Origin of the sequence: Parageobacillus caldoxylosilyticus NBRC 107762 (genome assembly GCF_000632715.1) — a bacterium.
Lineage (GTDB): Bacteria > Bacillota > Bacilli > Bacillales > Anoxybacillaceae > Saccharococcus > Saccharococcus caldoxylosilyticus.
Window position 1 is genome coordinate 26,298 of record NZ_BAWO01000033.1, and the last position, 12,161, is coordinate 38,458.

Sequence of the window (12,161 nt, forward strand, 5' to 3'; positions counted from 1 at the left end):
TTTTACTCTTCTTTTTGGCGGGTACGGTTTTTTTCCTTCTCGCCTTGATATTTTCTCCAGCCTACGTAAGATAGCGTCAATATAATAATTCCTCCTGTCGAAACCATCACCCATATTAAAGACGGATCAGCTTCATCTTTTCGAACATCGTCAAACAACGCCTGCAAATCTTCGCGCATCTGTTTTAAATGTTCGTGCTTCTCCTTGAGGCTTAGTTGCCCAAAAGCGGGAGCTTGTAACATTTCTATGTCTTTATCTATTTTTTTCGCTTCCTCAACCGGCACATCGATTTTGACGCTCGGCTCAATTAGTTCATAACGATTTAAAAAGTTGTGGAGGGAAGCGGCAAACGATTCATCCCTTTCTTGATCTACCGCCTTCTCAAGCTGGTCAAATGTTTCCATCACCGTTGATTCCATCTCTGACCAAAGCGGCTGATGAGCCGAATGAATGGCATCAACAACAAGACGAAACTGCGTGATTTTATCGATTTTTTCTTCCGCCGGCAATGAAGAGGCGGCAACCGTTTTCAGGGCGTTTTCATGAGTGATCGTAACAGCGCGGAGTTCGTCGGCTGATTTCAGCCGGTCGCGCGCATTCGTTGCAAAAAACTGCTCGGAAAAATAGAGCAATACTTCTTTTGCTTCTTCAAATTGTCCATTTTTCGCCAATCGCAGCGCTTGATCCGAAATTTGATCTAGTTTTTTCCAGCCATCATCCTGTTCCGCGGCATCGTTTAGCGATGGAAATAAAAAGACGAATACCATCAAAGCAAGCAGCCATATTCGCTTCATCCTTGTCCCTCCTCCATTAACTACTACAATGTATGAAGGAGTGGACAAGAGTAGACCATTAATTTAGCGGGAGGACAAAACGGTTTTTTCGTACACATAATAAATAGCTAATCGCAATCGAAACAATGCTGAGCCAAAACGTAAAATAGCCGATTTGGGCAGCATACTGCTGCAGCACGCTATAGTGGGGCATCATTCCAAATACATAATCGATGATGTCATTGTGCAGCGCCCAAACCGCAGCAATCGCTAGGTGCATGCCGCGAAAGCGATAAAACGGCGCGTAGAGCATTCCTTCTATCGCCATCGCGCCGTGCGAAACGATTAACATCCAGCCCGCCACATCGAGCTCTCCTGTCACTTTCCATACCAATAAGTTCATCACTACCGCCCAAATCCCATACTTTACTAACGTGACAAGCGCTAATGCTTCTAATAAAGGAAAATGGCGGCGGCACAAAAACGCGAGCAAAACAAACACAAAAAAGAGACTTGCCGTCGGGCTATCAGGCACAAACGGCAAAAAAATGGGCGGTGTTTCCGCCAATTGATAACGGTACCATATATACCCGTAAATCGTTCCAAGGATATTTATGATGAATAAAAGCCATAAAAATGGCCGATATGCTAATATCGGATACAGCCATTTCACTCCTATGCACCTGCTCTCTATGCTTGTCGTGAATGAAAAAAGCTGACTAACCATAGCCAGCTTTTTTCTCGATGAATCGTTTATTTCTCTTTTAATCCCGCAATGAACTCAGAAAGCTTTTTCAGCTCTTCATCCGTACCTTTGAAAACGCCTTTAGGCATGTTGCCTTTACCATTTTTCGCAATGTTTGCGATTTCTTCCGGCTTCAAGCCTGTACCGATAAGCGATGGTGCAGCCGCGCCGCCGGATAAGTTTTCGCCGTGGCAGGACGTACATGTGTTAGCTTGGGCAATTTTATACCCTTCGGCGTTTTTGTCAATTTCCACTTCCGCACGGATTTTCCCTTGTTCCGCAGCTTTTTTCCAGTCATGCGTCACAACTGCTTCCCAAGTTAAATATATCATTGCCGCAAGCGTTAGAAGCATCATCCCGGTAGCGACTGGACGCTTCCATGGACGGCGTTCCGGACCGCGATCCAAAAATGGCGCCAATAATAACGCACCGAATGCCAAACCTGGTATGACAATGGCTCCAATGACGGTATAAGGACCTGACGCATACGAATATTTGAGCAATTGATACAGGAACAAGAAATACCAGTCTGGCAGCGGAACATATGCCGTATCCGTCGGGTCAGCAATACGTTCTAACGGAGACGGATGGGCGACCGTCAAACATAAAAAGCCAATCAAAAAGACAGAACCGACCATCCATTCTTTTAATAGAAAGTTTGGCCAAAACGCTTCCGTTTTCCCAGGATATTCCGAATAATCTTTTGGAATATTCGGCTTTCTCACGGCGGGAACGCGGGAATCGCCGACGAATTTCATTCCTTTACCGCGATGCATTCATATTTCCCTCCTTTTTTCTATCAATCAGCAACGTTCATCGCATCATAGTGGACCGGAAATACCTTGTCTGCGAATCATTAAAAAGTGCGCTGCCATTAAGCCGAGCAGTGCGGCAGGCAAGAAGAAAACGTGAATCGCAAAGAATCTTGTCAATGTTTGTGCCCCGACAATTTCCGGATCCCCTGCGAGCAATGTTTTGATCGCCGGACCGATCACCGGTGTTGCCTCCGCGATTTGCAAACCTACTTTTGTCGCAAACAGCGCTTTCATATCCCATGGCAACAGGTAGCCAGTAAAGCCGAGCCCCATCATGACCATAAAAATAAGCACGCCAACGATCCAGTTTAATTCCCGCGGCTTTTTGTATGCACCTTGGAAAAAGACGCGCAATGTATGTAAAAACATCATGACAATAACAAGGCTTGCACCCCAGTGATGCATACCGCGCACGATTTGACCGAACGCCACTTCGTTTTGCAAGTAATAAACAGATTCCCAAGCGTTTTTAATATCCGGAACGTAATACATCGTTAAAAACATTCCGGACAAAATTTGAATGACCGTAACAAAGAACGTTAACCCGCCAAAGCAGTAAACGAATGCGGAAAAGTGGTGGGCCGGGTTCACATGTTCCGGAACTTCATGGTCAGCGATATCCCGCCACAAAGGCGTAATATCCAAACGTTCGTCAACCCAGTCATACAGTTTGTTTAACATGTATTACGCCTCCCCTCGTGGTTTCGCTTTTCCTAAGTATAATTTTCCGTCTTTCACTTTGTACTCATAACGATCTAGTGGAGCTTGTGGCGGCGTTCCCGGAACGTTCGTGCCGTCTTTCGTGTAGCGCCCGTAATGGCAAGGACAGAAAAATTGGTTCGGATGCTCTTTATCCGTATTCCAGTCTACCGTACAGCCAAGGTGCTTACAAATCGGAGATAATGCAATGATTTCTCCCTTTTCATTTTTATACACCCATGCCGATCTCGGCTCTTCCGACTCATACCAAGCGTCTTTTACTTTTACTTTGAAGTCAAAACGCTTTGGCTCGGTCGTAATGTCTTTTACATCCGCTACCGCTACCATCTCCGTTCCCGCTTCATCCTTTAAAATCGGATCAAAGGCAAAACGGAGCATCGGCATTAAAGTTCCAGCAGCCATAAAGCCGCCTACGCCAGTTAGCGTATAGTTCAAAAATTGGCGTCTCGTTACGCGATGTTTGTCACTCATCGTCTTCCCCCCTCTATACAAAATGAAGTCCATCCGGACAGTATCGTATAACACAATAGAAAACTAGGACATTCTAATGATAGCTCAATCAGCGGACAAGGTCAATATTGTCATCGCTTTAACCTGCCAACTTTCTGCCTCGCTTCATCATGACCATTGTGAAATAAAAAAGCGAAGCAGTCCGGATGTTTGGTCACGGATCAGCTCGTACTTATACGATTCGTCCATATTTTCTAACGGAACGGCCGGAACAAGCCACAACCTGTCCGAAATCGCTGTTTCTTTCCCTTTCCATTCGCGGTCGCATGTTACATAAAACACATATTTCATTCCTTGTTCCATTAGCAGGCTTGTCCAATCCGTCAGCCTTTCTACAAGCGATTGTCTCGATTCGCTGAGGAAATAGGAAAACGGTGGAAATAAAAACACTCTGCCTTTTAATTGCCGCTCCAATTCCCCGGCAACAAGCTGCACAAACTCTCCCCCGGAAGCAGCCGTTTTGGCGCCATCGTCCATCGTAATAGGAATAAGAGGAATAAGCGCCGTGTCAATATAATCTTTTTCTTTTTGATACAGTTCCACATCCGCTGCTGTCCACTTCATATGTACTCCCCTTTTTTTGAAAGTTCATTTCCCCTATCACCATACCATATTTTTCTGCAAAAGAAAAACCTTGCGTACAGCAAGGTTTCATAACTTTTTCAACTCTTCGGTAAGACGGCGGAATGCTTCTTTATCTTGGCGGTCTAACGCCTCATCAATCAGCTTCATTAACCGTTCCCGCTGAAATTCATACAGCGATTTTTCCAAAAATTGCTCGGCCAAACGCTGTTCATTTTCGCTGACATGCACTTGTTTTGGCGCATACGGGTTTTCTTCGAGTACGGCAACATATTGCGGCGAATGAAAAGAAGCGCGGAAATTCAGCTGGATATAAATATCCTCATCACGGTTTAGACGGATGTCATGGAACGATTTTTCCGCATCGGTCGTCATCACATTGCCTTTGTAAAAACGGAACGGAACATCATCGACACAATGGGTTGACATAATGATGCCGCGCGGACAATATTGGGCGTTTTCCACAAAATGAACCTTTTGCATCAGCTGGTCATGGCTCATTAAATAGTTTAAAATCCAGACACATTCGCGGCGCTTCAACTGGTAGTTGCTTAAAAACCAACGAATAAACTCTTTTTTTTCATTTACAGATACGTGCGTCATTATGCGCTTCCCCCTCTATCATTTTCCAAGAAAGAGGTAATATGGACCGCGGCTCTCCTACTCCTCTAACTGCAGCAGCATGTCGGCTGCCTCCATGTGCCCAGGATCAAGACGTACAATTTGCTGAAATATTTCTTTGGCTCTCTCTCTGTCGCCTTCTTCGATGAGAAAATAGCCGTACTCCTCAAGGAAATCAATGTTGTTCTTAAAGAAAGTATATGCCTCTTGGTAATGGTTTAATGCATCGGAATACATTTCAAGCTTATGTTTCGCACGTGCTAAATCCCATTCAAACTGTGGGTCATACTCTCCTTGTGCCAGCGCTTCTTCTAGGCAGGAAACAACGTCTTCGTACCGCTCCTCGTGCAAGAGCAGCGCACATAACGTCGTCAGCGCTTCAATATAGCCTTGGTCAATTTCGATTGCTTTTTTCAGCCATGATTCCGCCTCGTCCGGCTTTCCCAGCTTTAGCGCCATTTTTCCGGCATAGAGCAGCAATTCTTTGTTCCACTCATCGACATGGATGCCTTCCTTGGCAATGTCATAGCTTTTTTTCAGCTTTCCTTCATGCTCATACGCTTTCGCTAAGTACAAGTAAAGCGGAACGTATTCCGGATCGAGTTCTTTTAACTCGCTTAGCTTTTCAATGGCGGTTTGATAATATTCCGCTTGGAATGCCGTAACCCCATAGCCGAATAACGTCCGGCTGTCGACTTTTGTTTTTAGCGCTTCATCATAATACGGCAGCGCTTGCTCAAACTCCCCGCATAGGCTGAGCGCCTCGGCAAGCCGCTCAGCAATGAGGGTGCCGGCCATTTCCTTTGTTTTTTCCCGCACTTTTTCGTAAAATGGAATGCTTTTTGTATATTGTCCCATCGAAAAATATAGCTCCGCTAAGGCAAATTGAATAATCGGTTCATCCGGCATTTTTTCATATGCCTGCTTTAACTTTCGTTCGCTGACTTCCTCAAGCCCTTGCATTTGATACAGATCGGCGGCAATCAGACAGGCGCGTGCAAACAACGGATCGTCTTCCTCAATTCGCCCTAAAATCTCGAGCGCCTTGTCCTCTTCGTCGAGCTCTGTATATACTTCCGCCAAAAACAAACGGATTTCCCCTTCGTCCGGATAGCGAAGGGACAACTCTTCAAGCAGTTCTTTCGCTTCCTCTAGCATTCCCCATGAATATAAATAATCGGCAAGTTCATATTTTTCTTCATCACTTCCGTTTTTCTTCACTTCAGGCACCAAAGATAACGCTTTATTCACTTCTCCATTTTCAACCAAACGGACAATTTCTTCGACGCGTGTCATAGACATGAACCCTTCCTTACGAAAAATGTGCAACAAACATCCCAGCTGCACGAATGATCCGCTCCGTGCCAAATCCGGGATAAAAATAAAGTTGATTTTCCACCTTCAGCAACCTTCCTTTATGAACCGTAATAACCGGAACATGATTATCATAATCGACAATAAGCGTTTCGGCAACTAAACGGCTCATCGCTTCCTTCCTATATAGATTATAATCTACTTCGCCGCCAATCCGCAGATCTCCTTTTTGCGGGTAAATGCCAATTTTTTTTAACACATTAAGCCCTAGCGGCGTTCGCTCCCGCAGCGGAAACGGAATAAATGGAATATGGTGCGCAGCAAGCAAGTTTCGCCATGCCGCTTCCTGCTTTTTCATTCGCTTTTCGTTCGGCCAATATGGCACAAAAGCAAGCGGGGCTGTTTTTAGGATGTCGGCAATCCAATACCATGGTACAGAATGCAAAACATCGCTCTCCTTAATTTCGACGAAAATGATTCGTATTTTCCATCTCCTGCAGGCAAGCACAAAGGACGGGGTCAGCATACGGGCGGGTACTTTTACGCCGATGAAATAATCGATGGGGCTGTTTAACAAATGTTGTCGCAGCTTACGCAGTGCGGGAGCGAGCTCCTGTTCCGAAGGGACATCACAAACAGCTAGCAGCGTGGTGCAGCCGTTTTTGATGAGATATTGCTGAACATATTGTTTAAATTGGGCAAATGTCCGCGGCTGTTGAAAAGAAAAATCAACCATCACGTGCCCGGGTGTGACGATCATTTCTCCTATTTCCATGCGCATCCATGTATAGTGCTTCGCTTGCTCACCTATGTAGTCAATGCGATTATGATCCACCACGAGCGCACAGTGTTGTAGCCGTTCTTGACGAATGACATATGCGCTTTCAATAATATATGGCATGTCTTCATTCCCCCTTACGACAGGATATGAGGGAATGAGGCAACATATGATTGACCTTAACTCCTTCTTCCTCACTTACAGAAGAGAAGATGTGAAAGCCCACTTCTTTAAAGGTGGGATGAAACGTCTTTATTTTTTCAATCATTCATTTTTGTTGGATTTTGTTGGGACAACTGATACAATCAACGTATAAGACAAGAATACAGACGTACAAAAACCACCGTTTCTCTCATCCACTACCACTTTGTTTTTTGTCCGCGCTATCGATGAAAGATATGAACAGGTCAAGTAGAAATTCGGTTTAAAGAACTTGCTGAGAAAGAAGGTTCTTTCCCGAAAGTAACGACAAAAGATGTGGACGCCCATCTTCCTTCGGCTGTTCTGAATCAAGCGATTCGTGATGCGAAAAGTGTATCAAAGAAGATGAAAAAAGAAGGGAAGCGCCCCATCCTCAAAAAACCGGTATATTTCGTAAATAATCAAAACTACACCATTGGCGAGCAAATGATCGCATTTCCAATTATGTTGAATGGAAAAACGAGAAAAACAAGGTTTCGGGCGATGGTGACAGAGCGGGATAAAAACCTGATCCAACGTGCCAAACTTGGACTGATGCGCATTGTGGAAAAGGCAGGAAAGTGGTATGCGCAAGTTTCGTTAAGCATCCCTGTGACCAAAAAGACAAATGAAAAGGTCATGGGGGTGGATCTCGGACTAAAAGTTCCCGCGGTAGCGGTGACTTCGAATGGAAAAACTCGTTTCTTCGGAAATGGAAGGCAAAACAAACATATTCGCCGTAAATATCAACAAAGAAGAAGAAAGTTAGGGAAACTCAAGAAGTTGTCCGCTATTCGCAAGATGAACAATAAAGAGCAGCGCATCATGAAAGACATCAACCACAAAATCAGCCGCCAGATTGTCAACATGGCCATCAAGGAAGAGGTTTCCGTTATGAAACTGGAAAAGCTGACGAACATTCGTCAGACGGCAAGAACAAGCCGTAAAAACGAAAAACACTTGCATACATGGAGTTTTTATCAGCTTTCAAGGTTTATTGAATACAAAGCTGCGTTAGCTGGAATCTCGGTCGTGTATGTGGAACCGAAATACACCTCTCAACATTGTCCGCAGTGCGGAACAAAAAATAAAGTTAGAGACCGCAAGTATGTATGTGGGTGTGGGTACGTCTCGCATCGGGATCGAGTGGGTGCGTGGAATATTTTGAAAGCACCTGTGGCAGATGGAGTAGCGTAAGCGAAAGTCTGCCAGCCTACGGAGCTATAGGCTCTGCCGTAGGACGGGGTGATGGCACACCCCTGAACTTGGGGGAACTACGGATACCAGAAATGGACTTCCGACTACCACCCAAGAATCCCACGGCTTTAGTCGTGCGGAGTGTCAAATTAAAGAATGAAGATGGTCAAAAAACGCCGGATACGAAACAGCGACCGCTTCTGGACGTTTTAAATGGACGGCCCCTTTCGTAATGCAGGCGGCAATCGCCAACATCATGCCGATGCGATGATCGCCATGACTGTCGACAACAGCTTTCTCTGCTTTTAAAGCTGATTTGCCATGGATGATCATGCCGTCTTCCGTCGCCTCAATCTCGGCACCGAGCTTTCTTAATTCAGTCACGACTGTATCAATTCGGTTCGTTTCCTTCACTTTTAGTTCGCTTGCATCTTTAATCACCGTCGTTCCTTCCGCCTGGGTGGCAAGGAGGGCGATGATTGGAATCTCATCGATTAACCGCGGAATTAATTCGCCGCTAATTTCCGTTGCCGCCAACCGCGAAGTGCGGACGGTAATATCGCCAAACGGCTCGGTTTGTTCATTGCGAACGTTCGCAATCGTTATATCGGCCCCCATTTTTTGCAGTACATCGATAATTCCGGTTCTTGTCGGATTTAATCCGACGTTTTTTAATGTAATTTCGCTGTTTGGGACAACAGCGCCCGCTACTAAGAAAAAGGCGGCCGAAGAAATATCTCCAGGAACGTATATACTGGTCCCTGCCAGCTGCTGCGGCCCTGTAACCGCCACCGTAAGGCCGTCTACCGCCACATTGCCGCCAAACAGCCGGATCATGCGCTCCGTATGATCGCGGGAACGGTTTGGCTCTGTTACTGCTGTCGTGCCATCCGTTGCTAAGCCCGCCAATAAAATGGCCGATTTTACTTGCGCGCTCGCAACAGGAGATTCATAATGAATCGGCTGAAGTTCACCGCCGCGGATCGATATCGGGGTATAGTTTCCATGTTCGCGCCCGTCAATGCGCGCTCCCATCATTTTCAGCGGCTTCGTCACTCTTCCCATCGGCCGTTTGGCGATCGATTCGTCGCCGATGAGGCAGGCGTGAAACGGACATCCGGCTAGAATGCCGAGCAACAGCCGCGCCGTTGTTCCCGAATTGCCAACATGTAAAATGTCAGACGGCTCCTGTAGTCCGCCCTGCCCTTTTCCCTCGACAACGACATGGCTTCCATCCTGCTTGATCACTACCCCCATTTTCCGGAAACAATCAATCGTGCTTAAACAATCTTCCCCCGGCAAAAAATTTTCGATCGTCGTCGTACCGTGCGCTATCGCTCCCAACATCACCGCGCGGTGGGAAATCGATTTGTCTCCGGGTACATGGATGATTCCTTGCAATGATGAAACATTTGTTCTTAACTGCACGTCATCCCCTCCATTTTATACTTCATACGTTTCATAATTCGTATGTTGTTGTATGCATGCTTTCGCCTTCGCTCGGTCTTCTTCGCTTTGAAAGCTAAGCCGCAATACCCCGTATATTTCTTCCCTTGTTTCAATAATACGGATATTGGTGATGCTGATGTTCTCTTTGGCTAGATAGCCAGTGACTTCGGAAATAACTCCGGGGTAATCGGGCACATCGACATATAAATCGTAAAACGATGGAATCGCCCCTTTTGTCCGCGCCGGCAGACCGTCGCGAAATTGTTTTGCCTCTAGGAAATAATGATAAATCGCTGCGCTGTTTTCTTCTTCCACGATGGAACGGAGCTTTTTCATCTCCGCGATCCAGCGGTCAAACAACGTTAAAAGTTCGTGTTTATTATGTATAAAAATATCACGCCACATTTCCGGGTTGCTGGAGGCGATGCGCGTAATATCGCGAAAGCCTCCTGCGGCAAGGCGGCTGACAAGCGGATTTTCTTTTTCATACTGTTGGGCCTGATGTACAAGGCTTGCAGCGATAATGTGCGGGAAATGGCTGATCACGCCGGTAATGCGGTCGTGTTCTTCTGGCGACAGCACGACAAACTGCGCTTTCGTCCCTTTCAGCCACTCTTTGAGACGTTCGATTTTCTCCACAGCCACCCCGTTTGTCGGCGTCAATACGTAAAAGGCGTTCTCAAACAAATGCGCCCGCGCTGCAGCGACGCCGCTTTTATGCGAGCCCGCCATCGGATGGCCGCCGATAAACGTAATTCCTTGCTTTCCCAATCGCCGCGCATGATGGACAATCCGCTGTTTGGTGCTTCCTACATCGGTGACAATCACGTTTTCTTTTAGTAGATGGACGGGCATTTGCGCCAAAATTTTTTCCGTCTGCATGACAGGCGTCGCTAAAATAATCAAGTCCGCTTGCTCCATTCCCTGCTCAAGTGACGAAGCAGCTTCATCAATCACTTTTAAGGAGCGGGCAAGTTTCAGCTCCTGTTCGTTGACGTCATATCCAATGATGACAGCGTCCGGGTGTGCTTTTTTCACCGCCAGCGCGATCGACCCGCCAATTAAACCAAGGCCAACGACAAAGATGTTTCCTTCCAATCGCTTCACCTCTTCATCTGAACCTCCACACCACTAAAGTCGGTGGGTTCTGGCGTACGAAAGAGTTTTTCCTACATCTGCGTGCAAGCACTTACTCTTGTTCCGCCAAACTTTCATGGATAAACATGTTTAGCATCCTATCGGCTCGATTCAAAATCGTGTGCCGCTTCATCCCAAGACCTCAGTCACGGGATGAAGCGGTATATACATTTGTAAAAATGCGTCCGCTGCCTGGGGAAGCAACGGGACGGTTCATCCGCTATACAAGTTGTTTTTCCCGGATCATTTGCGCCAACGCGCTAATCACCCGTTCGTTCTGCTCTTTCGAACCAACGGTAATACGCACGGACGTCGGAAAGCCGAGCGCATTGCCGGAGCGGACGATAATGCCGCGCTCGAGCAAATATTGAAAGACTTCATTTCCTTCGATCGCAAAATCAATCAAAATGAAATTCGTCTGCGAAGGATAGTAGCGCAAGCCGTTTTCCTCGCAAAAACGGTAAAACATCTCGAGCCCTTCTCTGGTTTTGTCCGAACAGGTACGGATAAACGCTTGGTCATCTAGTGCTGCGATCGCCGCTGCCTGTGCGACGCTTGATGTATTAAATGGTTCGCGCGCCGGCTCCATCCCTTGAATAAGCGCTTCGCTGGCAATGCCATATCCGACCCGGAGCGCCGCTAGTCCATATGCTTTGGAAAACGTCCGCAAAATCATCATATTATCATATTGCGCAAGAAGCGGAACGGTTTGCGGATAATCGTCCGCCCTCACGTATTCATAATATGCCTCGTCCAGCACGACCAGGACATGTTTAGGAACGCGCTCCAAAAACGACCGCAGCTCCTGTTCCGTGACATACGTGCCAGTTGGGTTATTCGGGTTGCAAATCCAAACGACACGCGTATTTTCATCAATAGCCGCAAGCATCGCCTCCAAATCATGGCGTCCGTTAACAAGCGGGACTTCGCGAATTTCCGCTCCTTCGATGACCGCATTATGACGATATTGCGGAAATGTCGGCACAGCCATGACCGTGTTCGTGCCGGCTGATAAAAACGCACGCGAAATAATTTGTATGACTTCATCCGACCCGTTGCCAAAAATAAGCTGCGTTTCTTTTACACCTAAATGTGCCGCCACTTTTTCCCGCAACAGGCGCGCATATCCGTCTGGATAAACGGCCAGACGGTCTAATTCACGGATGATCGCCTCTTTTACAGCAGGTGAACATCCGTATGGATTTTCATTGGATGCTAGTTTAATAATATCGGAAAGTCCGTATTGCCGCTTCACTTCTTCAATCGATTTTCCCGGCTGATAAGGGGACAACCCCCTTAACTGTGCTTTGATTTCCATAACGACACTCCTTATTTCGAAC

At 46.5% G+C, this 12,161-nt stretch carries 13 protein-coding genes and 1 pseudogene; 2 read left to right on the forward strand and 12 right to left on the reverse strand.

Annotated elements, in window-relative coordinates; translation table 11 throughout:
- Positions 1–2 precede the first annotated feature (2 nt).
- The 9 genes from ypjB to GCA01S_RS10545 all read right to left on the reverse strand — a co-directional run bounded on the left by ypjB (position 3) and on the right by GCA01S_RS10545 (position 6,981).
- Positions 3–794 (reverse strand): sporulation protein YpjB, encoded by a 792-nt coding sequence (gene ypjB / locus GCA01S_RS10505; RefSeq protein WP_017435853.1) that lies wholly within the window; start codon positions 792–794, stop codon positions 3–5.
- A gap of 58 nt (positions 795–852) precedes the next feature.
- Positions 853–1,446: a lipoprotein heptaprenylglyceryl N-acetyltransferase LhaT gene (lhaT, locus tag GCA01S_RS10510; RefSeq protein WP_042409737.1), complete on the reverse strand. Its 594-nt coding sequence runs from the start codon at positions 1,444–1,446 to the stop codon at positions 853–855.
- A gap of 80 nt (positions 1,447–1,526) precedes the next feature.
- Entirely contained in the window at positions 1,527–2,294 is a 768-nt protein-coding gene (locus GCA01S_RS10515; protein WP_017435855.1) for a menaquinol-cytochrome c reductase cytochrome b/c subunit, read from the reverse strand.
- Between the two features lie 45 nt (positions 2,295–2,339).
- The gene (qcrB, locus tag GCA01S_RS10520; RefSeq protein ID WP_017435856.1) at positions 2,340–3,014 is read right to left on the reverse strand and encodes a menaquinol-cytochrome c reductase cytochrome b subunit; all 675 of its coding nucleotides are present in this window, start codon (positions 3,012–3,014) and stop codon (positions 2,340–2,342) included.
- Positions 3,015–3,017: 3 nt separating this feature from the next.
- Positions 3,018–3,524, reverse strand: a complete 507-nt coding sequence (locus GCA01S_RS10525; RefSeq protein WP_042409740.1) for a QcrA and Rieske domain-containing protein — start codon at positions 3,522–3,524, stop codon at positions 3,018–3,020.
- Between the two features lie 147 nt (positions 3,525–3,671).
- Positions 3,672–4,127, reverse strand: a complete 456-nt coding sequence (locus GCA01S_RS10530) for a YpiF family protein (protein ID WP_042409742.1) — start codon at positions 4,125–4,127, stop codon at positions 3,672–3,674.
- 87 nt (positions 4,128–4,214) lie between these two features.
- On the reverse strand, positions 4,215–4,751 hold the full coding sequence (locus GCA01S_RS10535; RefSeq protein ID WP_174407499.1) for a ReoY family proteolytic degradation factor: 537 nt from the start codon (positions 4,749–4,751) through the stop codon (positions 4,215–4,217).
- 54 nt (positions 4,752–4,805) lie between these two features.
- Positions 4,806–6,062, reverse strand: a complete 1,257-nt coding sequence (locus tag GCA01S_RS10540; RefSeq protein WP_042409748.1) for a tetratricopeptide repeat protein — start codon at positions 6,060–6,062, stop codon at positions 4,806–4,808.
- A 16-nt stretch (positions 6,063–6,078) separates the two neighbouring features.
- A complete protein-coding gene (locus GCA01S_RS10545; RefSeq protein ID WP_042409751.1) occupies positions 6,079–6,981 on the reverse strand; it encodes a hypothetical protein in 903 nt (300 codons plus the stop codon).
- Positions 6,982–7,170: 189 nt separating this feature from the next.
- On the opposite strand from GCA01S_RS10545, the pseudogene GCA01S_RS19375 reads away from it, so the two are divergent.
- Positions 7,171–7,248: pseudogene (locus GCA01S_RS19375) on the forward strand (IS200/IS605 family transposase); the annotation flags it as partial.
- An 87-nt stretch (positions 7,249–7,335) separates the two neighbouring features.
- The gene (locus GCA01S_RS10550; protein ID WP_052510035.1) at positions 7,336–8,235 is read left to right on the forward strand and encodes an RNA-guided endonuclease InsQ/TnpB family protein; all 900 of its coding nucleotides are present in this window, start codon (positions 7,336–7,338) and stop codon (positions 8,233–8,235) included.
- 144 nt (positions 8,236–8,379) lie between these two features.
- Here GCA01S_RS10550 and aroA read toward each other — a convergent pair whose 3' ends face one another.
- The 3 genes from aroA to hisC form a co-directional block, all read right to left on the reverse strand.
- Positions 8,380–9,663 carry a 3-phosphoshikimate 1-carboxyvinyltransferase gene (aroA, locus tag GCA01S_RS10555; RefSeq protein ID WP_042409754.1) on the reverse strand — a complete coding sequence of 428 codons (1,284 nt, stop codon included), beginning with the start codon at positions 9,661–9,663 and terminating at the stop codon, positions 8,380–8,382.
- A 15-nt stretch (positions 9,664–9,678) separates the two neighbouring features.
- Positions 9,679–10,782, reverse strand: coding sequence for a prephenate dehydrogenase (locus GCA01S_RS10560; RefSeq protein WP_042409757.1), 1,104 nt, complete (start codon positions 10,780–10,782; stop codon positions 9,679–9,681).
- 259 nt (positions 10,783–11,041) lie between these two features.
- Positions 11,042–12,139 (reverse strand): histidinol-phosphate transaminase, encoded by a 1,098-nt coding sequence (hisC, locus tag GCA01S_RS10565; RefSeq protein WP_042409761.1) that lies wholly within the window; start codon positions 12,137–12,139, stop codon positions 11,042–11,044.
- Positions 12,140–12,161 lie beyond the last annotated feature (22 nt).

Excerpts from the sequence above, each read along its gene's own strand:
- GCA01S_RS10525 (WP_042409740.1), bottom strand. The coding sequence starts at position 3,524 with ATGAGTGACAAACATCGCGTAACGAGACGCCAATTTTTGAACTATACG.
- ypjB (WP_017435853.1), bottom strand. The coding sequence starts at position 794 with ATGAAGCGAATATGGCTGCTTGCTTTGATGGTATTCGTCTTTTTATTT.
- hisC (WP_042409761.1), bottom strand. The coding sequence starts at position 12,139 with ATGGAAATCAAAGCACAGTTAAGGGGGTTGTCCCCTTATCAGCCGGGA.
- qcrB (WP_017435856.1), bottom strand. The coding sequence starts at position 3,014 with ATGTTAAACAAACTGTATGACTGGGTTGACGAACGTTTGGATATTACG.
- GCA01S_RS10515 (WP_017435855.1), bottom strand. The coding sequence starts at position 2,294 with ATGCATCGCGGTAAAGGAATGAAATTCGTCGGCGATTCCCGCGTTCCC.
- GCA01S_RS10545 (WP_042409751.1), bottom strand. The coding sequence starts at position 6,981 with ATGCCATATATTATTGAAAGCGCATATGTCATTCGTCAAGAACGGCTA.
- GCA01S_RS10530 (WP_042409742.1), bottom strand. The coding sequence starts at position 4,127 with ATGAAGTGGACAGCAGCGGATGTGGAACTGTATCAAAAAGAAAAAGAT.
- GCA01S_RS10540 (WP_042409748.1), bottom strand. The coding sequence starts at position 6,062 with ATGACACGCGTCGAAGAAATTGTCCGTTTGGTTGAAAATGGAGAAGTG.